Below are 22,465 nucleotides of genomic sequence, written 5' to 3'. Positions count from 1 at the left end.
TAGAGGGGCGGTATATGGAGGTAATCACGCAGTAATTCAGGCGTTGATCGCTCAGACTGGTCGCCATGGAACCCGCTCACGCGGGGCGTGCACACGTTTGAGGAGCCTGGAGAGCGACCATGAGTCACTTTATCGATCGGCTAAATTTCTTTCGGAAGGCCCGGGAGCCTTTCGCCAATGATCATGGGGAACTGCGCGGTGAGTCGCGCCAATGGGAGGCGGGGTATCGCGCCCGCTGGCAGCACGATAAAGTTGTGCGCAGCACCCACGGGGTCAACTGCACCGGCTCCTGCAGCTGGAAAATCTATGTCAAAAACGGCCTGGTGACCTGGGAGACCCAGCAAACCGACTACCCACGGACCCGCCCCGATCTGCCCAACCATGAGCCACGCGGCTGCCCGCGGGGCGCCAGTTACTCCTGGTACCTGTACAGCGCCAACCGCCTTAAGTACCCGCTAATTCGCAAACCCCTGCTCAAGCTCTGGCGCGAGGCGCTCAACGCGCACCCGGACCCGGTAGAGGCCTGGGCGTCGATTGTTGAAGACCCGGCCAAGACCAAGCAGTACAAGCGCGCCCGCGGGATGGGCGGTTTTGTGCGCGGTGATTGGGACGAGCTGACCGAGCTGGTCGCGGCCTCGAACGTCTACACCGCCAAGCAGTACGGCCCGGACCGGATTCTTGGCTTCTCGCCGATTCCCGCCATGTCAATGGTCAGCTACGCGGCGGGCAGCCGCTACCTGTCGCTGATTGGCGGCGTCTGCATGAGCTTCTACGACTGGTACTGCGACCTGCCACCGGCCTCGCCGATGACCTGGGGCGAGCAGACCGATGTGCCCGAGTCCGCCGACTGGTACAACTCAGGCTATATCATTGCTTGGGGCTCCAACGTGCCCCAAACCCGCACCCCGGATGCCCACTTCTTTACCGAAGTGCGCTACAAGGGCACCAAGACGGTCTCGATCACCCCGGACTACGCCGAAGTCTCCAAGCTCACCGACGAGTGGCTCTCCGCCAAGCAGGGCACCGATGCGGCGCTGGCCATGGCCATGGGGCACGTCATCCTCAAAGAGTTCCACCTGGAGACCCCCAGCGCCTACTTCACCGACTACGTGCGCCGCTATACCGACATGCCGTTTTTGGTCGAGCTGGAAGCCCGCGAAGACGGCAGCTTTGCCCCGGGCCGCCAGCTGCGGGCCAGCGATTTCGACGCCGCGCTGGGCCAGGAGAACAACCCCGAGTGGAAAACCGTGGCCTGGGACGAGCAGCGCGACCAGCTGGTGGTGCCGCGGGGCTCCATCGGCTTCCGCTGGGGAGAGACCGGCGAGCATGTCGGTAAGTGGAACCTGGAACCGCTGGATGCCGACGGCACCGCCATCACCCCGCTGCTCAGCCTGGCGAAGCACCATGACCACGTCGCCCGCGTGGCGTTCCCCTACTTTGGCGGCATCGAGCACGACCACTTCGACCACGTCAAAGGGGAAGGGGACGGCGCCGCCGACGGCCTGCTGTTCCACAACCTGCCCGCCAAACGGCTGACAAAAGCCGACGGCAGCGAGATGCTGGCGGTCACCGTCTTTGACCTGATGTGCGCCAACTACGGCATCGACCGCGGCTTTGTGGGGGAGGGCGACGACGACGGCGCCACGTCGCTGGACCAGGTACGCCCCTACACCCCCGCCTGGCAGGAAAAAATCACCGGCGTCTCCGCCGAGCAGTGCACCCGCATTGCCCGGGAATTCGCCGACAACGCCCATAAAACCCAAGGGCGCAGCATGATCATCGTCGGTGCCGGGATGAACCACTGGTACCACATGGACATGAACTATCGCGGCCTGATCAACATGCTGGTCATGTGCGGCTGTATCGGCCAAAGCGGCGGCGGCTGGGCCCACTACGTCGGGCAAGAGAAGCTGCGCCCACAAACCGGCTGGACGCCCCTGGCCTTCGGCCTCGACTGGCAGCGCCCGCCGCGCCACATGAACTCCACCTCGTTCTTCTACAACCACTCCTCCCAGTGGCGCTACGAGAAGCTCGAGATCAAAGAGATCCTATCGCCGCTGGCCAAGGCCGACGAGTACCCCGGCAGCCTGATCGACTTCAACGTCCGCTCCGAGCGCATGGGCTGGCTGCCCTCCGCCCCCCAGCTCAACACCAACCCCCTGCGGCTGGCCAAAGCGGCCGCCGACGCGGGCATGAGCACCGCCGACTACGCGGTGGAACAGCTCAAACGCGGCGACTTACGCTTTGCCGCTGAAGACCCGGATGCCCCGGAAAACTTCCCGCGCAACATGTTCATCTGGCGCTCCAACCTGCTGGGCAGCTCCGGCAAGGGCCACGAGTACATGCTCAAGTACCTGCTCGGCACCCGCCACGGCATCCAGGGCAAAGACCTGGGCGAGTTCGGCGGCCAAAAACCCGACGAAGTGGTCTGGCGCGACGAAGCACCGGAAGGCAAGCTCGACCTGCTGGTCACCCTCGACTTCCGCATGTCCACCACCTGCCTCTACTCGGATATCGTGCTGCCCACGGCCACCTGGTACGAGAAAGACGACCTCAACACCTCCGACATGCACCCCTTTATCCACCCGCTCACCGCGGCCACCGACCCGGCGTGGGAGTCGCGCAGCGACTGGGACATTTACAAAGGCATTGCCAACGCCTTCTCCAAGGTCTGCGTTGGCCACCTGGGCGAAGAGACCGACCTGGTCACCCTGCCCATGCAGCACGACTCCCCTGGCGAACTGGCCCAACCCGAGGTCAAAGACTGGAAGAAGGGCGAGTGCGAACCGATTCCCGGCAAGACCATGCCCGCGCTGATCGAGGTCAAGCGCAACTACCCCGAAACCTTTGAGCGCTTCACCTCCATCGGCCCGCTGTTAGAAGAGATCGGCAACGGCGGCAAAGGCATCGCCTGGAAGACCGACAAAGAGGTCAAACTGCTCGGCGACCTCAACCACCGCAAGAGCGACGGGCCGCACCAAGGCCGCCCGCAGATCGATAGCGCCATTGACGCCGCCGAGATGATCCTGACCCTCGCCCCCGAAACCAACGGCCAAGTCGCGGTCAAAGCCTGGGAAGCGCTCTCCAAGATCACCGGACGCGACCACACCCACCTCGCGCACCCCAAAGAAGAGGAGAAGATCCGCTTCCGCGATATCGTCGCCCAGCCGCGCAAAATTATCTCCAGCCCCACCTGGTCCGGCCTGGAAGATGAGCACGTCTCCTACAACGCCGGCTACACCAACGTCCACGAACTCATTCCGTGGCGCACCGTCAGCGGCCGCCAACAGTTCTACCAAGACCACCCCTGGATGCGCGCCTTCGGCGAAAGCCTGCTGGTCTACCGTCCGCCCATCGACACCAAAGCGGCCAAAGGCTTCCCGCTGCCCGCCGACAACGGCTACAAGAGCAAAGCGCTAAACTTCATCACGCCGCACCAAAAGTGGGGGATACACTCCACCTACTCCGACAACCTGCTGATGCTCACCCTCAACCGGGGGGGCCCCGTGGTCTGGCTCTCCGAAGCCGACGCCGCCGACATGGCCATCGAAGACAACGACTGGATCGAAGTCTACAACGCCAACGGCTCGATTGCCGCGCGGGCCGTGGTCAGCCAACGGGTCAAAGACGGCATGGTCATGATGTACCACGCCCAAGAGCGCCAAGTGAACGTCCCCGGCTCAGAAGTCACCGGCACCCGCGGCGGCATCCACAACTCCGTCACCCGCGTCTGCCCCAAACCCACCCACATGATCGGCGGCTACGCACAGCTCTCCTACAGCTTTAACTACTACGGCACCGTCGGCTCCAACCGCGATGAGTTCGTCCTGGTGCGCAAAATGAAACACGTCGACTGGTTGGACGGCGAAGGCAATGACACCGTACAGGAGGCCATGAAATGAAAATTCGTTCCCAGGTAGGCATGGTCCTTAACCTCGACAAATGCATCGGCTGCCACACCTGCTCGGTCACCTGCAAAAACGTCTGGACCAGCCGCGAAGGCATGGAATACGCCTGGTTCAACAACGTCGAAACCAAGCCCGGCATCGGCTACCCCAAAGAGTGGGAAAACCAAGCCAAATGGAAAGGCGGCTGGCTATGCCGCCCGGACGGCCGGATCGAACCGCGCATCGGCGGCAAATGGCGGGTATTAGCGAACATCTTCGCCAACCCCGACCTGCCCGAGATGGACGACTACTACGAACCCTTCACGTTCGACTACCAGCACCTGCACACCGCCAAGATCGGCGACCACCAGCCGGTCGCCCGCCCGCGCTCGCTGGTGTCCGGCGAACGCATGAACAAGATCGAATGGGGCCCGAACTGGGAAGAGATCCTCGGCACCGAGTTCGCCAAACGGCGCAAAGACGCCAACTTCGACAACGTCCAGGCGGATATCTACGGCCAGTTCGAAAACACCTTCATGATGTACCTGCCGCGCCTCTGCGAGCACTGCCTGAACCCCACCTGCGTGGCCAGCTGCCCAAGCGGCGCCATCTACAAACGCGAAGAGGACGGCATTGTCCTGATCGACCAAGACAAATGCCGCGGCTGGCGGATGTGCATCTCCGGCTGCCCCTACAAAAAGATCTACTACAACTGGAAGAGCGGCAAATCCGAAAAATGCATCTTCTGCTACCCGCGTATTGAGAGCGGACAACCGACCATTTGCTCCGAAACCTGCGTCGGCCGCATCCGCTACCTCGGCGTCCTGCTGTACGACGCCGACCGCATTGAAGAAGTGGCCAGCTCGCCGGACGAACGCGACCTCTACCACCGCCAATGCGAGATCTTCCTCGACCCCCACGACCCCGAGGTGATCGCCCAAGCCAAACGAGACGGCATTCCCGACAACGTCATCCAGGCCGCCCAAGCGAGCCCGGTCTACAAACTCGCCATCGACTGGGGGCTGGCCCTACCGCTGCACCCCGAGTACCGCACGCTGCCGATGGTCTGGTACGTCCCGCCGCTGTCCCCGATCCAGTCCGCCGCCGAGGCCGGACACGTCGAGTTCGACGGCGTACTGCCCAAGATCGAATCGCTGCGGATCCCGGTGAAATACCTCGCCAACCTACTGACCGCGGGCGACGAAGCACCGGTGGTGCTCGCCCTCAAACGGCTGATGGCGATGCGCGTCTACATGCGCGGCAAGCACGTGGAAGGCAACGCCAACCCCGAGGTACTCGAAGCCGTCGGACTCAGCGAAGCCCAGGTAGAAGCCATGTACCGCTACCTAGCGATTGCCAACTACGAAGACCGCTTCGTGATCCCCACCAGCCACCGGGAGATGGCCACCGAAGCCTTCCCCGAGCGCGGCGGCTGCGGCTTCTCCTTTGGGGACGGCTGCCACGGGGAAAGTTCTGCCAACCTATTTAACGGCCGCTCGCAAACCAGCGTCTTGGTCAAGCCGGTCGATGTGTTTGATCCGCAGTCACACCTTGAGGATGCTCGCCATGACTGAAGCCACTACTCAGACAACTGTCTCATCCGCCTCAGTAGAGCCGTCATTTGAGCCAGTAGAAGGCATGCGAAGCCTGCGTGTTCTATCTCGCTTACTCGAGTATCCGACCCAGGAGCTGCAGGATGCCTGTGGCGAAATGATCGAGATTCTTGATGCAGAGCGCCGTTTGGGAGCCAGCATCAAGACGTCATTGATGGACTGGTGCCAGCGCATTCATGACGGTGACCTGCTCGAACTGCAAGCCGAGTATGTCGCTATCTTCGACAAAGGGCGGGCCACGTCGCTGCTGCTGTTTGAGCACGTCCACGGTGAGTCTCGTGACCGGGGCCAAGCCATGGTCGACTTAATGGATGAGTATCAAGCGGCCGGTTTTGAACTGGCCGCCCGTGAACTGCCGGATCACTTGCCGGTGTTCTTGGAATACCTCTCCCTATGTGGCGAAGAAGATATCGGCCGTTGGTTAGGTGAAATTCGCCATATCCTGGCGCTGCTGACTGCCCGACTAGAGGAGCGTGAGGCTGACCACGCGCTGGTTCCCCTAACGCTGCTGGCGATGATTGGGGCAGAAAGCGATGTGGAAGAGCATCGGCCCCAGGTGAAGAACGAAGCGCCTGATAACACCCCAGAAGCGCTAGACGCGGTATGGGAAGAAGAAGCGGTGCGTTTCTCGGCAACGTCGGATGAAGATTGTGCGTTGCAGTCCGCTGAAGGGCGTCGCTTAGCTGAGCGTAAGCACACCGTTCAGAGCCAGCCGGTGCGGATTATGCCCGCTCCTGCTCCAGCTAACTCTTCCGCTCCGTCCGCCGATCGTTCATAGGAGAGATGTCATGTACGACGCGATTGCGCAGTATGTCACCCATTTAATCTACGGTTACTACCCCTATCTGGTCGGCACCGTGTTCCTGGTCGGCAGCTTAGTGCGTTTTGATCATGGCCAATACACTTGGAAAACCGGCTCTAGCCAGATGCTCTCATCGAAACACATGCGGCTGGCCAGCAACCTGTTCCATATCGGCATTATTGCGATCTTCTTTGGGCACTTGGTCGGTATGTTGACCCCGCACTGGGTATACGAGCCGTTCCTACACGCCGGTACCAAACAGTTGATTGCGATTGTGGTCGGTGGCATTGCCGGTGCTATGTGCCTGGTGGGCGGCGCGATGCTGTTGCACCGTCGCCTCTTTAACCCGCGGGTACGCCAAACGTCCAGCCTGATGGATACCCTGATCCTGGGGCTGCTGGTGACACAAGCCGGGCTGGGGATGGTGACGATTCTGTTCTCGCTCGGGCATATGGATGGCGAGATGATGCTGACGCTCTCTAGCTGGGCGCAGTCGATCGTCTTCTTTAGCGGTGGTGCGGCGGACTATATGCAGGAAGTGTCGTGGATTTACAAGCTCCACATCTTCCTGGGCCTTACCATCATCCTGTTGTTCCCCTTTTCACGTCTGGTCCATGTCTGGAGCGTACCGCTTGGGTATATCACGCGGCGCTACCAGCTTGTTCGTCGGCGCGCTTGAGAACTGACTTTGTTTGACCATACGGAGAGGAGAAATAACATGCAAATGATTGATATCGAACAGCTACCTGGGCGGGCAGCGCCGCCCCCGATACGTGTCGGTGATGTCGCTATTGATGAAGAGGCGATTGCGCTAGAAATGCAGTACCACCCCGCCGAAACGGCGGGGGAGGCCCAGCAACAGGCGGCCCGTGCGCTCGTCGTTAAAGAACTGCTGCGCCAGCGTGCACACTTACTGGGCTTGCTACCGGCACAGTCACAAGACGATCTCCAAGAAGATAGCGTCATCGCCGCCTTGCTTGAGCAAGAGCTAAAGGTGCCTGAACCTACTGAGGAAGATTGCCAGCGCTTTTTTGACATGCACCGAGAGCGCTTCAGCGAGCCGACGCAATTACGGGTTCGGCATATCCTACTAGCAGCCGCTCCCGATGACTCCCAAGGGCGCGACGAAGCGTATCAACTTGGCGAAGAGCTGCTCAAAGAACTCAACCAGATCCCCGAGCGCTTTGCTGAATTTGCTCAACGTCATTCCGCCTGTCCGTCAAAAGAGAGCGATGGTGATTTAGGGTGGCTAGTGCCGGGGCAGACCGTTGCCGAGCTAGACCGCGCTTTGCAGCACCTACCGGAAGGGCTGCATGAACGCCCTTTAGCTTCTCGCTACGGTTGGCATGTGGTCAGTATTGACGAGCGCCGTGAAGGACAAGCGTTAACTTATGAGCAGGTTGCCGAGCGTGTTCATCATCACCTGCGTGAGCAGTCAACTCGTCGTGCTCTACGCCACTATCTCTTAGCGCTGGAAAGCGAAATAGGCGTTGAAGGTATTGTGTTAGATGACGATGCCGGCGGTAGCTTGATGCAATAGGAGAGCGTTATGTCCCATGTTCCTGTAGATGCCTTATTCATACCGCTTGGTATCGCCGTCCTTACGGTGTCTGATACCCGTGGCTTTGATGAAGATGGCAGCGGTGATCTGCTTGTTGAGCAATTAAGCGAAAGCGGCCACTATCTGGTGGAGCGCCGTATCGTCCCCGATGACATTTATCAGATTCGTGCCGTGGTATCGGACTGGGTTGTCCGAGCGGATATCCATGTGGTTCTGGTCAATGGCGGTACTGGTTTTACCGCCCGCGACACCACACCTGAAGCGCTGACCCCTCTGTTTGATAAAAGTATTGAGGGGTATGGCGAATTGTTCCGGCAGTACTCTCTGCAGACAATCGGCACGGCGACGATTCAATCACGAGCCGTCGCGGGGGTAGCCAATCAAACGCTGCTATTTGCTATGCCTGGTTCACCTAAAGCGTGCGCCATGGCGTGGGATAAGATCATCTCGCTGCAGCTAGACGCCCGAACTCGGCCCTGCAACTTTGTAGCGATGGTGCTACCTTCCGCGTCTCCATGCCGTAGTCGTCACGCAGAGGCCCCTGCGCATATCGAGGAGCCTTTATGAACTGCCAATGTGCTGACGTCGTAACGCCAGGGTTAATCGATCTGTTTGAAGCCCGCCAACGGCTAGTGGAAGCAGCAACACCGCTTCATGCTGTAGAGAGCGTTACCCTGCAACAGGCAGCGGGGCGGGTGCTGGCGAAACCGGTTGTTGCTCCTCTTGATATGCCGGGAGTCGACAACAGCGCTATGGATGGCTACGCACTGCGTTTGGCCGACTACCGGGCTGCCACTGATGGCGAAGGGCTGCCGGTGCTACAGCGTGTACCCGCCGGGGCAGGTGTGATGCTGTTACCCCAAGGGGGCTGTGCGCGTATTTTTACAGGTGCGCCGGTACCGCTGGGTGCCGATATTGTGGTGCCTCAGGAGCGGGTTACTCTTGATCAAAGCGGTCATATCCATATCGATGGTGAACTCACCATCGGGGCGAATATTCGATGCCAAGGTGAGGAGACCCGCGCTGGAACTCCATTGCTGCCAGAAGGTAAGTACCTGGATGCGGCCGCGATAGCGCTACTTGCAAGCCATGGCGTAGATAAAGTGACCGTGCAGCGGCGTATTCGGGTGGCACTACTATCCACGGGAGATGAGCTGATTGCCCCTGGAACAGCGCGCTCTCCCGGGCAGGTGTACGACAGCAATCGCGCCATGCTCAAGGTCTTGTTAACACAGGCGCAGTGCGATGTAGTGGATCTAGGCGTGATCGCTGATTCGCCTCAACCTCTGCATCAGGCATTTGAACAGGCGCATGCCGTGGCGGATGTGGTGATATGCACTGGAGGTGTTTCGGTCGGGGAGGAGGATCACGTCCGCCCAGTGATTGAGCAGCGTGGAGGACTGATTTTTCATGGTGTCGCTATCAAGCCGGGAAAACCCTTTGCCTTTGGTTATTTAGGGTCGGAGTTGACTTCGGCAACCCCGCTCATCGCACTACCCGGCAATCCGGTGGCCTCGTTGGTGGGGTGGCAACTGTTAGCTCTACCGTTTATTCATACTCTGCAAGGGCGACATTTAGCAGCGCTGCAGACGTATCCAGTAACGGCTGGTTTTGCTCGGCGAGGCCCTCAAGGGCGACGAGAGCTGTTACGAGTGACGCTTGACTGGTCAGGCGAAACGCCTGTAGCTCACCTAGCCGGCGGGCAAGGGTCACATATGCTCAGCGCGGCTAGTCAGGCTGATGGATATTTACTGATTGAGCCTGCCACAGCGGTGGTTGAAGGAAACACTTATCGTTATTACCCGATTAATCAATTTGCTGCTTAAAAAATTAACTTCCTTGAAGTGCTTTTTTTAAAGCATTTTTACATAATTCTTTATATAGCCTTTTATATAGCTATATAACTTTCCGTCCTCTCCTGACCTGCTGTCATAAGTAGTGTCAGGCTTCTCTAGTCTGCCCTTGCCATGCACTGTCGGCACAGTGCATGGCAAGGGCAGGTATCTATTAATTCCCCCTGTAGTGTGAGCGTGCGCTTTTAAACCAGCGTGAAGAGATCGGGGGTGCTCGAACGGCTGGTGATACAGCCAAGTTATCAATCACTTCCACAGAGGCATTTCCACCGAAGCGGCTGCCATAGCTGTTATAGCTGTTATAACAACAGGCCGAGAGAGGTGAGAGGTGAGAATTTACAATCTATGACATTTGCTTGAGGAATTTCGTTATAGCATTACCTAGCGAAAATAGAAATGATTCTTAGGCTTTATTCTTAATTTTAAATAAGACGTGTTGCCAGTTAGCAATGCAAATGTCAACGGGCGCAAATGCCCACAGGCAATCGCTCGCTTTTTGGGCCGCTGATATTAAGTGGTTTGAGTGTGGCAACACGGCTTTACGATTTCCAGGGCATCGCGACGACACCTATGCCCACCATTACGTAGCGTCCAGGATTGGATAGAGAACAAGGTAGCGTATTAATGGCTTTAAAAAAGAGCACGACACCACGCACTTCTTACGCCGCTTCTCCTGCAGATAGTGAAATCACACGCACTGCTGAGCAGCACCGTCGCCGAGCCCGGACGCTAGCAAAACAGCAGCAGTCGGCTGAGCGTGTCGCAAGCGCGGCCCAGCAGCTTGCTGCAGGTATCACCGAGTCGGGCAAAGCGTGTGACCAACTTAGCGATGCAATGCAAGAAATTGCCTCTGGGGCAGAAGAGGCCTCCTCCGCGAGTCAGGAGAGCTTGGCGGCAGTCAGAAGCATTGCAAAGCACGTCACAGTACAAGCGGAATCAGCAGCGTCGACCCGTAAATTAGCTGAACAAGCCAACCAGCGTGCTGAAGAAGCCGGTGAGAAAATTCTTAGCCTGGTCGATAGCTTGCGTACCACTGCCCAGCGTCAAGAGAGTTCTCTCAAGCTGATGGAGCGCTTAGAGGAGCAGGCCAAAGAGATCAACGAAGCGGCGCGCCAAGTAATGCGCATTGCTGATCAAACAAACCTTTTGGCGCTCAATGCGGCCATTGAGGCTGGCCGCGCCGGACGCCATGGTAAAGGCTTTGCAGTCGTCGCCGATACCGTACGCACCCTAGCGGAAGGGGCTGAGCGTAGCGCGACAGAGATTACCAATTTAGTCGCCAATATCCGTGAAAAAAGCGATGAAGCCGGCTCGGCAGTCAAACACACGGCGCAAGCAGCGAAAGAGCAAATCAAAAATGGCGAGACCATCGAGCGAGGTTTCGACGCCATCTTAAAAGAAGTGCGCAATGTTACGCGTGGTGCTCGCGATGTTAATGACAGCGTAGATGAGGTCAGAAAAGCTGTTGATGACCTTCAGCAGGGCGCAGAAAACGTCGCTTCTGCCTCTGATCAACAAGCTGCCGCCGCAGAAGAAGTAGTGAATTCCCTCGCGGAACAAAGGCGTGCGCTACGCGGTGCTGAAGAAGCGGCGACAGAGCTTGAAGAAGTCTCAGACGAGCTGCGCAGCAGCACAGATGTTGCGAAAAGTGCAGAGAGTGTCGCCTCTTCAGCCGAAGAGCTATCTGCCTCGGTGGAAGAGCTAGGCCGAGGGGCACGAGAAGTCGATACGGCACTTAAAGAGATCCTAAGCGGAGCCGAACAAGGCGCCTCAGCAGCAGAGCAAGGCCTCGCTGCGATCACTCAGATCGAGGCGGCTGTACAGGTCAGCGACAAGCGTGCCAATCAGGCATCCACCAGCATTGCAGCGATTAGTGAACAGCTAAACGAAAACCAAACCAATGTTAACGCCATGGTGGATGCAATCCGTGAGGATTTAGCAGCCTCGCGCCGCAACCTAGAAAATGTACGCGATGTGCAGCGTCTCAATCGGCAGATCGACAAGATTGCTAACGCTATCGCTAACATTGCCATTAAAACCGGCATGCTCGCGGTTAATGGCGCGGTAGAAGCAGCGCGTGCAGGTGAGTATGGCAAGGGGTTTGCCGTTGTATCAGGCGACATTCAAAACCTTGCAGATGATGCCTCCACTAACGTTGAACAAGTACAAGACTTGGTGCGCCGTATTCAAGACCAAGCCGACGCGGTAGTCAGCGACCTAGAAACTTCGCTCACCACGGTAGAAACCGACGTGTTGCGTACCGAACAAGTGCTTGGCGATATCGATGCCCTTGGCAAGCTGTGTAAGCAGCTACAAGAAAGTGCAACTCGTGTCGATCAGGCGGGTACGGAAATCAGCGTAGCGATCACTCAAAGTAAAAAAGGTATGGAACAGATTGCGACAGCTGCTGAAGAGTCGGCCTCTAGCGTGCGTGAAGCCTCAGTATCAGCTGACCAGCAAACCCAGGGTATTGAAGAGCTGGCCGCTGCGGTCGAAGAGATTGCCTCTATCGCTGATGAGATGCAGAGCACCTGATGCATGGCAAAGTCAGAATAAGGATGCGCTATGAATGCAACACTGCAAAACGACACGGATAGCGACGACAACGGCTTGATGCAAGTAGTGAGCTTTGCCCTGAGTGATGAGCTATTTGCGCTTCCGATGACGCAGGTGCTGGAGATTATGCGCTACCCGGAGCCGGTTAAGGTGCCGCTTACTCCACCCTCGCTACTGGGGCTTGCCGGCGTGCGTGGCAGCGTCTCTCCGATAGTCGATCTACGAGCACTGTTGGGCATGGGGCAAGGCGTCATCAATGAAGCTAGCCGTGTGCTATTGCTGGATATGGGCCAAAGCGTAGGCATGGTCGTTGACCGTGTAGACCGGGTGTTAACTCTGGAGCGCCACCAGATCGAGTCCGCTTCTGATATCAATAGCATTGATACGGAGCTATTGACCGGTGTGTATCGCCTAGAGGGTGACGAAAAGCGCCTGCTTCAGCTACTTGATCTTGATGCCCTCATGGCCCGTGAATTCAGCGCGGACAGCGAAAGTGATCTGGTAGGCGCGATGGCCAGCATCGGCACCGCCGCCAATCAAGCCGTTGCCTCCATTGACGACAATAGCGAGCTAACACAGTTAGTCAGTATTGAAGTGGATGGCCAAGAGTACGCTTTTCGCTTGAACGATGTGCAAGAAGTGCTGCGCTACCCCGACAGCATTAGCCATACGCCGAAAGCACCCGCCCATGTCATAGGGTTAATGACACGGCGAGGCAAACCTTTCCCCCTGTTTTCACTCCGCGCGCTGCTTAGCTTGGCACCTGTGGAAGCTGTGAATGAACAGGTTGTTGTAGTGCTTCGTCGTGGGCAAGTGCGGCTGGCGTTAGCCGTTGATCAGGTAAAAGAAGTGGTCCGCCTGGAAGAGAAACGCTTGGAGCCGGTGCCTGAAGTCCTCGCACGTGACCCCGGGATGCAAGACGTTGCTGCTATTTGCCGCCTGGATGAAGGGCGTCGATTACTCAGCCTTTTAGCCACCGACCCGCTCTTTTCTGATGCGGGTGCGCTGGCACTGGAGGATCCTCAAACCGCTCTGCAACAGCGACAGGAACAAGATGTTATGGCGCATGACGTAAGTGACGAGCAAACCGATGAGTGTCAGCTGGTTGTCTTCACGCTTGAAGAGCAACAGTACGGTATTTCCATCGAGCAAGTGCAAGAGATCACCCGCTTGCCAGAGCGTTTTTATCACGTTCCCAAAAGCCCAGACTTTATCGAAGGCATGATGAACCTGCGTGGCACGGTGCTTCCCGTTGTGGATATGCGCGCACGGTTTGGGCTGGCACGTATTGAGCACAACGAGCGCCAGCGAATCCTAGTGCTCAACCTTAATGGTGTCACCACAGGGTTTGTGGTCGATACGGTGAGCGAGGTGCGTCGTCTGCAGCGTCACACCATTGAAGCGGCACCGCGGCTATCTGCCGCGCAGCAAAAGCTGCTTGGTGAAGTCGTGCGGACACCGGATAACCAACTAGTGCAGCTACTTAACGTTGACGCCTTAATGAGCCATGACGAGCAGCAAGCGTTGGTGGAGAGTGCCGAGGCAGGTGAAGAGATAGCGGCCACCGCCAGTTGATGCAAAGCCAAGGACACGTGTTATGCCATTGAAGGTATTGATCGTTGATGACTCCGCGCTGATGCGTCGTCAGCTTACACAAATGCTGGAAAGCGCAGGCGACATCGTGACTGAAGTGGCGCGTGATGGCCAGGATGCGTTGGAGTGTCTCGATACGTTCGACCCCGATGTGATTACGCTAGATATCAACATGCCGGTTATGGATGGCCTGACCTGCCTGAGCCACATCATGACCCAGGCACCGCGTCCGGTCATTATGGTTTCCTCGCTTACCGAAAAGGGGGCGCTGGCGACCTTTGAGGCACTAGAACTAGGGGCATTTGATTACGTCAACAAGCCCGGCGGCACGGTATCGCTCAACCTGCGTGATGTTGAGCAAGAGTTGCAAGCCAAAGTCCGTGCCGCCGCCAGCCAGCGCCAATCGATTGTTACCAAGGTGAAAAAGCGCCAGCGGCATGATGTGAGTGAGCAACCAGCCACACGACGCCCACTGCGCAGCTCACTACGTAGCCGGTTAGGTAGTCGCTATAAGCTGGTAGTCATCGGCGTCTCGACCGGTGGGCCGAGCACGTTAGAACGTGTTTTAAGCGAGCTGCCGGAAGACTTTCCCTGCCCCATCGTGGTAGCCCAGCACATGCCAGGCCACTTCACCAAGCCATTTGCTGAGCGCTTGGATCGCCAGTGTGCGCTAAATGTTCGCGAGGTGAGAGGGCCTATGCTGCTGGAGCCAGGGCATGCCTATATTGCCCGAGGAGATGCCGATGCGCGTATTGTTAAGCGCGCCGGGAATGTTCGGATGATCAGTGTTCCTGCTTCGGACTCACATCTATGGCACCCCAGTATCAGCCGCTTAGTGGAGTCAGCGCGGAGTGTTTACCGCGACAGCGAACTGATCTGCGTACAGCTGACCGGCATGGGAGACGATGGCGCTGATGAGATGGCACAAGCATTCCAAGGGGGCGCTTATACCATTGCCGAGAGCGAAGAGAGTGCAGTGGTGTTTGGGATGCCCCGCGCTCTGATTGAGCAGCAAGGGGCGAGTGTGGTGCTGCCGCATGAAGCAATAGCAGAACAGCTAGATAAATGGGTGAGCCGGTAGCGATAACGCCAGGGTTTGCACCAACAGCATGATCTAAGCATTGAACGATAAGTAGCGGCAAGAGACTTCACATGGCATTGAAACGTTCTAATTCCGACCAGGCGTTGCCCTCCCGTAAAGGGCGCGAGCATGCCCGCGACAGCGCTAGCTTGTTGCAGGAGTTACACGCTGCCGAGGCGCCTATTCGGCGCTGGGCTGCGCGTGACCTTAGCCACTTTCCCGAGACGGTAAATGATTTATTGAATGCCCTAAGAGCGGAAGAGGATGAAAGCGTCTGTGAAGCGCTTTTTTGCAGTTTAGAGCATATCGCGCACACCCATAGTGATAGCGAAGCAGCGATGGAAGTCACCCAGGGGCTGCTTGAACTGTTGCGTTCTGAAAAAGCTAATGTGCGCAATCAAGCGATTGATGTGCTGCAAACGTTGCCAGAACAGGTAGCACCACATGTGGAAAGATTGCTGAATGATAGCGATGCGGATGTGCGTATTTTTGCACTCGATATTTTGCGCGCGCTGCCCCACCAAAATGCCCCTCAGTGGATCACCCAGGTACTGTTACAAGAGTCACACCCCAACGTGCTAGGCGCTGCTGTTGATCGTGCGACAGAGTTCGGAACAGCGGAAATGGTACCAGCGCTTGAGAGGCTGCAAGCGGGTAACAACATCCCAGCATACCTACGCTTCGCGATTAAGATTGCGCTAGAGCGAATAGAAACTGACGGCTCTCAAGGACGCTAGGTATGGTGGAAACGACCCAGCAAGAGACTAAAACACTCATCTCGGGCGCTGAGTTTGCTCGCTTTCGCGACTATTTTTACCGCCGTACCGGGCTCTATTTTGAAGACAGTAAACGCTACTTCGTTGATAAGCGTTTGTTGGAGCGTATGCGTATAACGGGGCATGAAAGCTTCCGTAGCTATTACACCTTTGTGCGTTTTGAAGCTAAAGGTGATGAGTTTCAGCACCTCGTCAATTTGATGACGGTAAATGAAACCTACTTCATGCGCGAAAAGTATCAGTTTGAGTGCCTGGTAGAGGAAGTGCTAAATGAGCGCCTTGCAGCACGCGAGCCAGGTCAGCCCCTAAAAATTTGGTCAATACCGTCTAGTACGGGGGAAGAGCCTTACTCTATCGCGCTTATGCTGCTGGAACACTGGCCGGCGATTGAGCACGTTGACGTCGAGATCGTAGCTTCAGATATCGATACACGTGTATTGGCCAAAGCTCAGGCAGGAATCTACGGAAAGCGCGCCCTGATGCACGTCAGTGACCGTATTCGGCGGCGTTACTTTACCGCGTTGGATAACGACCAGTGGCAGCTGAATGCGGAGATTCGCGATGCGATTGCCTTCACCAAGGTGAACTTGTCAGACCTGGAGCAAACACGCAGCTACCGCGATTTCGATATTATTTTTTGCCGTAACCTACTGATTTATTTTGATGACGCTGCTCGACGCCGTGCTGCTGAGGTGTTTTACGACGCACTATCGCCCGGAGGGTTCATTTTTCTGGGGCACTCCGAATCGATGAGCCGCATCTCGTCACTGTTTAGGGTGCGCAAATTTACCAAGGCGCTGGCCTATCAAAAGCCCGACGATAGCCGTCTCAACCAACTTCAAGGAGAGCCGGGTGAAAACCGTATTAATCGTTGATGACGCCGTGACGGTACGCCTTTACCACCGTGAGCTAATGCAGGCGCTGGGCCATCGCGTCATTGAGGCAGAAAATGGTGTAGAAGCGCTTGAACGCATGGCCAACGCCGACATTGACTTGATGTTGGTGGATATCAATATGCCCAAAATGGATGGCTATCGCTTCGCCCAGGCGGTGCGCACCGACGAACGGTTGGGAGATACGCCTATTGTGATGATTAGTACAGAGTCGCAGTACCACGACCGCGAACGTGCCTTCAGTGCAGGAGCCAACCTCTATTTAATTAAACCGACAGAGCCGGAACGTCTCCAGCAGTTAGTTACCTTGTTGCTCGCCGATGCGCCTGGCACAGAGCATGTGCAAGGAGGTGTCGCATGAGTCCACTACTACAGTCTTTTATCCATGAAGCGCGCGATAACTTAGAAGTCGCCAGCCGCTGTTTGCTAGCCTTAGAGCAAGCCCCGGATGACAGTTCACTGCTAGACGAGCTGTTCCGCGCGATGCATACCATTAAAGGTGCTTCGGGGCTGTTTGAGGATCTTTCCGAGTTCAGCCGGCTGCTACACGTTATTGAGGATGGGCTGGATCAGGTACGTAGCCACACACTGCCTTTAACGCCGGCGTTAACCGATATCATTTTTGATGCGCTGGACGTCATAACCCAGTGGCTGGATAGCGTTGAGGCAACACAAGCGCTTCCAGAAACGGCTCCAACTCAGCTAAGCGAGCAGCTAGCAATCTTAGCGCAGGCTTTTCAAGGCGAAACAGTTCAAAGCGAGACAGCACAAGGCGAAAGCGCTTCCTCTGAACAAACGGCGCTGGAAGCGACTGAGGGTACTTCACCGGCACTTCAAGCGTCATCCAACCAGTCAGGCGCACCGGCATGGGTGCTCGCGCTGCCAGATGCAACGCGTCGCCAACTGGTAAAAGCAGCCCAGGAAAGCGACAGTGAAGCGCTAGTAGTGGTCACGTTTACGCCACCTGAGGAGTGCTTCTTCCAAGGCCATGACCCGCTGCAAAGTGTCAAAATGGTGCCTGGCCTACAAGCACTACACCTCTCACCACGAGAGCCGTGGCCAGCGCTGGAAGAGTTAGACCCATTTCGCTGCCAGTTGGATTTCTCTTTCGTGGCACTCACTACAGAGGACGCTGTGCTGCACCACCTTCGCTATTTGTCGGAGTCGGTCAGTGTGGCGCCTCTCGCCGTCGAAGCGCTGATTCAACCCGCCGGAGAGGTGGGCAGCAATGATCTTGATAATGAACTGTTTACCCCCTTTGTAGAAGAGGCCGCGCGACTCGCTGAAGCCTATGATTGGCCCAGCTTGCAGCAGCGCTTAGCTCCGTTGCAAGAGCTATGTGGTGACACCCTTTATCAGCACAGCGTAGTGCACTGGTTAGCGCTGGCGCTACGCTGTGAGCCGCCGTCGCGGTTAGTCGTCCTTGCGCTGATAGATGCCTTAACTACCGGCGAATACGCGCCCCACAAAGTAGCGGCAAAACCGGTGCCAGCGAATACCCGCGCATCGACAGGCGATAGCCTAGTGGCGAGTAGCACGGCAGCAGTAGCAGCAGGAGAGGGGGATACCCCGCACGGTGATGTAGAGGAGGGTGAAGAAGCCCTTGCCTATCAAGTGTTGGTGCAGCAGGCCGAAGTGTTGGCAACGCCTGTTAAGCCAGAGCTGTTTGCCTCGCGTTTAGTGGCGGTGGCCAACGTGGTGCAGCGCATGCTGAGCCATCTTGGTGATGCACAAGCACAGCACAGCACTCTCCAAGAGGCACTAACAGCGGCACAGGCACAGCAGGATAGCCAGCCCTTAAAAGAGTGGCTAAAAGCGTGGTTGGATAACTACGTGGCTAAGCGTGACGCAGCCACACACGATGCGGCATTTACACCTACACCTGCACCTGTTAATGCGCAAGCCCCCTTATCTCCTGCCGTACCAGAGCAGGCAAAGGTGGATAGTCAGCACAACCCGCAGCCGCATGATCATAGTGCAGAGAAAGCCGCCAAGGCCGACAAGCCGGGTGCCACAAGCCAGACGATTCGTGTCGAGCAGCAGAGAATTGATGAGCTAATGACGCTGGCGGGTGAACTGGTGGTGGCTAAAAATGCGCTGCCGTTTTTGGCAAAGCACGCTACAGAGGGCATGAGCCCAGGTGAAATTGCCAAAGAGCTGAACAGCCACTACGCCAATATTGATCGCATTGCAGATCGCTTGCAGCAAGCCGTTATGGGTGCGCGGATGGTGCCGCTCTCTGTTGTGTTCCAACGTTTTCCACGGTTGGTGCGCGACATGACCCGCAAGTTAGATAAACACGCAGAACTGGTGCTAGAAGGGGAGGAAACTGAAGCAGATAAGCATGTGGTAGATCACTTAGCTGACCCCTTGATTCACCTTGTACGTAACAGCTTGGATCACGCGTTAGAGAGCCCAGCAGAGCGCCTGGCCGCAGGCAAGCCTGAAAAAGGCATGATTAAGCTGCGCGCTCAGGCACTTGATGACCAAGTGCTGATTGAAGTGATGGACGACGGGCGTGGAATCGACGTAGACAAACTCAAGCAAAAAGCTTATCAGCGCGGGCTACTCGACGAGCAAAAACTAGAAACGATTACCCACCAAGAGGCGCTGCAGCTAATTTTTGCTGCAGGGCTTTCTACAGCCGAGAAGGTTTCAGATATCTCTGGCCGCGGCGTAGGCATGGATGCAGTACGCACGGCGGTTGCTGCTTCTGGAGGGCAAATCAGTGTGGCGAGTGAGCCTGGGGAGGGCACCACCATCCGCATCCTGTTGCCGCTCTCCATGGCTGTGGCTCGCGTCATGATGGTGCGCATTGGCGAACAAGACTACGGCATTGCCATGGCTAATATCCGCGAAACAGTGCGGGTGCCAACCACGGCCATACACCGGATCAAGCACAGCGAAAGTATTGTGCTGCGTGACAAGCTCATTCCTCTAAAACGTACGCGCACCTTGTTGGGCTTAGAAAACGCACCGCCGCGCGATGAGGAAGCCATTCTGATTGTTGAGCTTGACGGTCAGCAAGTAGGGCTCGTTATTGATGACTTCCGTCAAGGTATTGATATTGTGCAAAAACCCATGGAAGGCATTATGGCAGGCTACCAGCTGTACTCTGGAAGTGCGCTAATGGGCGATGGCCGTGTGCTGCTGGTGATTAACCTGCCCGCGCTAATAAATCGGTCAGAACCCGCGGCAATATCAGGAGAGCGTTATGCCGATCGAGTTTAAGCGACGCAGCGCCGTGCTAACGGGGGCCTGTGAGGTAGAAGAGGCCGAAACGCTTCATGGTTGGCTGCTTGAACAGCCCAAAGCGAGTCTAAATCTTCGCCACTGTGAATATTTACACACGGCAGTGCTCCAGGTCATTCTGGCGGCGAAAGCCACGGCGAATATCACGCTTGACCCGCTGCCGAGCGACTCGTGGCTGGCCCGCGTGTTGCAGGCGGAGAACTCAGCGCCGTGATTATCGCGTTAGCCAATCGTAAAGGTGGCACGGGAAAAACCACCACAGCCGTGAATTTAGCCGCACTGTGGGGGAGCCAAGGCTACCGCGTGTTAGTGATCGACCTGGATAGCCAAGGGCACGCCTCGATTGGATTAGGGCTGGGTGATGAACCACCAGCTGAGAAAACCATGCACTACTTGCTAACTCACCCGACCACGCCGTTGGCTTCTCTTTGGCAGCCGACGGCGTGTGAAGGGGTGAGTATTGTGCCCGCCGATACACGCTTTAACGGCCATGGCCAACAGTGGCCGCTGACAGGGTTAAAACAAGCGCTTACCGATGCGGATATTTATGCACACTTTGACGCGGTGGTCATCGACACTCCACCAACACAGGATGGCCTGCTGATAAGTGCAATGAGCGCCGCCAATGCCGTCTTGGTTCCCTTCTTGCCTCACCACTTAGGGGAGGTAGGGGCTAAGCAGCTGGCAAGGCTGTTCTATCGTGTAGCAATTCAATACAACCCATCGCTAAGTATGCTGGGCCTGTTGCCCGTGATGTTTGATGCACGCTTGCAACTGCATCGGCAAACCGTAGACCGCTTGGCAATGCAGTTTGGTCAAGCGCGCATGCTGCCTGGCATACGTAACAACATAAAGTTAGCAGAAGCTTTTGCTCATGGGCTGCCCATCCATCGCTATGCACCGAACAGTGCCGGCGCGTTGGACTACCGCACCCTCGCAGCCAAGATCACACCTGATCAGGTTAAGACCCCCCAGACAGAAGGAGAGGCATAGATGACCAAACGTATTTTTCTTGTGGATGACTCGAATACTATTTTGATGAGCCTGAGTAGTATCTTGAAACAGGCTGGCTATATGGTAGGCACGGCACCCGATGGCCAAGCCGCGCTAGAAAAGCTAAAAAGCTTGAGTCAGAAGCCAGACCTGATCATCACCGATATTAATATGCCGAACATGAACGGCCTTGAACTTATTCAAGCCGCTAAGGCACTTCCCGGATATCGCTTTGTACCTATTTTAGTACTCACCACTGAGTCCCAGCAGGCACGTCGTGATGAAGCGAAAAAAGCCGGAGCAACGGGCTGGCTAGTGAAGCCAGTGCAGGGTACAGAGCTGATTAATGTGATCAAGCAAGTGGTACCAGGAGCCTAATATGTGGCGCGCAATGTGGCGGTGGTGCAATGAGCAAATACCGCGTTTAGGCATTCCACTGCTTCTAGCGGTACTCGCCCTATCATCGGCATCGTCGCACTGGTTAGCTCAGCACACTGCCCTACCCACGCTGGGCTGGGCAGTGCTGTGGGCAGCATTAGCGGTGGCGTTATGGGCAGTTTGGGTAAGGCGTAAAGGTACTCTCAGCATTAGTAACCACCAAGGTGCTGAGAGTGATGTCGCTTATGGGTTAAAAGCGATGGCTGAACACGATCAGCTCGCTATGGACCGCCTAAACGAGACGGTTGATTTTACCGAAGAAGCGGCGAATAGCTTGATCCATAGCTTGGCCGGGGTTAACGGATTAGCTGATGAGCTGATGGAGTACCTAAAAGAAGCTGCCCAGCAAAGCGAACAGATGCAGCGCTCGTTTGAAGACAGCAGCGATGTCATCAAAGAGCTGGCCCAATTTATTCATACGCTACCCGAACACATAGAGGAGCAGCGCCAAGACTTTCGCCTGCTAGGTGAACGGATTGGAGGTCTGAATAAAAGCGTTGAATCGATTCAAAGCATTAGCCAGCGTACCACGCTGCTCTCTTTAAACGCTGCCATTGAAGCTGCCCGAGCGGGGCAAGCAGGAAGAGGCTTTGCCGTTGTGGCCAAAGAGGTCCGTGACCTGGCCTTACATTCGTCACAGGCGGCGACATCAATCACACAAAGTATTAAAGAGGTGCAGGCGTCTGTAGAGAGCTATTTTGGCGCCGAAATGGAAGCGCGAATCCAAAAAGATATCAGCGAAGTGAAGCGCCTGATGACGCAAACACAAGAGCTAGACGATGGCTACACCGATATGCGGCTCTTCTACCGGATGCTGCTAAGCGCGATTACGCAGCACCATGCGGGCTTGGCGAAAGAGGTTAACGACGCGCTCGGCAATATTCAGTTCCAGGATGTTACCCGGCAAATTACCGAGCGTATCCGCGACAGTATTCTGAGTCGCAGCGGAGCTTTGCAGGATATTTCTCAAGCGATTAATAACGATGGTTCACCACCTTGGCACCTGCTCGCTGAAATTAGCGCGGAGTATGCCGAAAAAGATGCTTATCACCATTCGCATGTACAGGTGGGCGGCGGTGAGCAAGAGGTAGGCAGCGGTAACGGTAATAGCGCTGCCAAAATTGAGCTGTTCTAAATACGTTGTAAGTTTTTTTTACGTCCTTTGTG

At 56.5% G+C, this 22,465-nt stretch carries 18 protein-coding genes; all 18 read left to right on the top strand.

Annotated features, from left to right (window positions below):
* Positions 1-119 precede the first annotated feature (119 nt).
* The 18 genes from LG300_RS13460 to LG300_RS13375 all read left to right on the top strand — a co-directional run bounded on the left by LG300_RS13460 (position 120) and on the right by LG300_RS13375 (position 22,433).
* The gene (locus tag LG300_RS13460; RefSeq protein ID WP_404375827.1) at positions 120-3,902 is read left to right on the top strand and encodes a nitrate reductase subunit alpha; all 3,783 of its coding nucleotides are present in this window, start codon (positions 120-122) and stop codon (positions 3,900-3,902) included.
* Positions 3,899-5,461 carry a nitrate reductase subunit beta gene (narH, locus tag LG300_RS13455; RefSeq protein WP_404375826.1) on the top strand — a complete coding sequence of 521 codons (1,563 nt, stop codon included), beginning with the start codon at positions 3,899-3,901 and terminating at the stop codon, positions 5,459-5,461. Before LG300_RS13460 ends, narH begins: the two co-directional genes overlap by 4 nt.
* Positions 5,454-6,278: a nitrate reductase molybdenum cofactor assembly chaperone gene (narJ, locus tag LG300_RS13450; protein ID WP_404375825.1), complete on the top strand. Its 825-nt coding sequence runs from the start codon at positions 5,454-5,456 to the stop codon at positions 6,276-6,278. The genes narH and narJ overlap by 8 nt, the downstream gene beginning before the upstream one ends.
* A gap of 10 nt (positions 6,279-6,288) precedes the next feature.
* Positions 6,289-6,981, top strand: coding sequence for a respiratory nitrate reductase subunit gamma (gene narI, locus LG300_RS13445; RefSeq protein ID WP_404375824.1), 693 nt, complete (start codon positions 6,289-6,291; stop codon positions 6,979-6,981).
* Positions 6,982-7,020: 39 nt separating this feature from the next.
* Positions 7,021-7,842, top strand: coding sequence for a peptidylprolyl isomerase (locus tag LG300_RS13440; protein ID WP_404375823.1), 822 nt, complete (start codon positions 7,021-7,023; stop codon positions 7,840-7,842).
* A gap of 9 nt (positions 7,843-7,851) precedes the next feature.
* Complete coding sequence (gene moaB / locus LG300_RS13435; RefSeq protein ID WP_404375822.1) at positions 7,852-8,430, top strand: molybdenum cofactor biosynthesis protein B; 579 nt, start codon at positions 7,852-7,854, stop codon at positions 8,428-8,430.
* Positions 8,427-9,689 (top strand): gephyrin-like molybdotransferase Glp, encoded by a 1,263-nt coding sequence (glp, locus tag LG300_RS13430; RefSeq protein ID WP_404375821.1) that lies wholly within the window; start codon positions 8,427-8,429, stop codon positions 9,687-9,689. Before moaB ends, glp begins: the two co-directional genes overlap by 4 nt.
* Positions 9,690-10,340: 651 nt before the next feature.
* Entirely contained in the window at positions 10,341-12,251 is a 1,911-nt protein-coding gene (locus LG300_RS13425; RefSeq protein WP_404375820.1) for a methyl-accepting chemotaxis protein, read from the top strand.
* A 30-nt stretch (positions 12,252-12,281) separates the two neighbouring features.
* The gene (locus LG300_RS13420; protein ID WP_404375819.1) at positions 12,282-13,847 is read left to right on the top strand and encodes a chemotaxis protein CheW; all 1,566 of its coding nucleotides are present in this window, start codon (positions 12,282-12,284) and stop codon (positions 13,845-13,847) included.
* A 22-nt stretch (positions 13,848-13,869) separates the two neighbouring features.
* Positions 13,870-14,946, top strand: coding sequence for a chemotaxis-specific protein-glutamate methyltransferase CheB (gene cheB / locus LG300_RS13415; protein ID WP_404375818.1), 1,077 nt, complete (start codon positions 13,870-13,872; stop codon positions 14,944-14,946).
* A gap of 71 nt (positions 14,947-15,017) precedes the next feature.
* Positions 15,018-15,683 (top strand): HEAT repeat domain-containing protein, encoded by a 666-nt coding sequence (locus tag LG300_RS13410; RefSeq protein ID WP_404375817.1) that lies wholly within the window; start codon positions 15,018-15,020, stop codon positions 15,681-15,683.
* Between the two features lie 2 nt (positions 15,684-15,685).
* Complete coding sequence (locus tag LG300_RS13405; protein ID WP_404375816.1) at positions 15,686-16,597, top strand: CheR family methyltransferase; 912 nt, start codon at positions 15,686-15,688, stop codon at positions 16,595-16,597.
* On the top strand, positions 16,575-16,976 hold the full coding sequence (locus tag LG300_RS13400; protein WP_404375815.1) for a response regulator: 402 nt from the start codon (positions 16,575-16,577) through the stop codon (positions 16,974-16,976). The genes LG300_RS13405 and LG300_RS13400 overlap by 23 nt, the downstream gene beginning before the upstream one ends.
* Positions 16,973-19,846, top strand: coding sequence for a chemotaxis protein CheW (locus LG300_RS13395; protein ID WP_404375814.1), 2,874 nt, complete (start codon positions 16,973-16,975; stop codon positions 19,844-19,846). Before LG300_RS13400 ends, LG300_RS13395 begins: the two co-directional genes overlap by 4 nt.
* Positions 19,830-20,081 (top strand): hypothetical protein, encoded by a 252-nt coding sequence (locus tag LG300_RS13390; RefSeq protein ID WP_404375813.1) that lies wholly within the window; start codon positions 19,830-19,832, stop codon positions 20,079-20,081. The genes LG300_RS13395 and LG300_RS13390 overlap by 17 nt, the downstream gene beginning before the upstream one ends.
* Complete coding sequence (locus LG300_RS13385) at positions 20,078-20,860, top strand: ParA family protein (protein ID WP_404375812.1); 783 nt, start codon at positions 20,078-20,080, stop codon at positions 20,858-20,860. Before LG300_RS13390 ends, LG300_RS13385 begins: the two co-directional genes overlap by 4 nt.
* Positions 20,861-21,238 (top strand): response regulator, encoded by a 378-nt coding sequence (locus LG300_RS13380; RefSeq protein ID WP_404375811.1) that lies wholly within the window; start codon positions 20,861-20,863, stop codon positions 21,236-21,238.
* Between the two features lies 1 nt (position 21,239).
* On the top strand, positions 21,240-22,433 hold the full coding sequence (locus LG300_RS13375; protein ID WP_404375810.1) for a methyl-accepting chemotaxis protein: 1,194 nt from the start codon (positions 21,240-21,242) through the stop codon (positions 22,431-22,433).
* Positions 22,434-22,465 lie beyond the last annotated feature (32 nt).

This window comes from Vreelandella aquamarina (assembly GCF_044805175.1).
Classification (GTDB): Bacteria; Pseudomonadota; Gammaproteobacteria; order Pseudomonadales; family Halomonadaceae; genus Vreelandella; species Vreelandella aquamarina_B.
The sequence above is the reverse complement of the archived record's forward strand: the minus strand, read 5'-3'. Positions and strand labels throughout refer to the sequence as shown.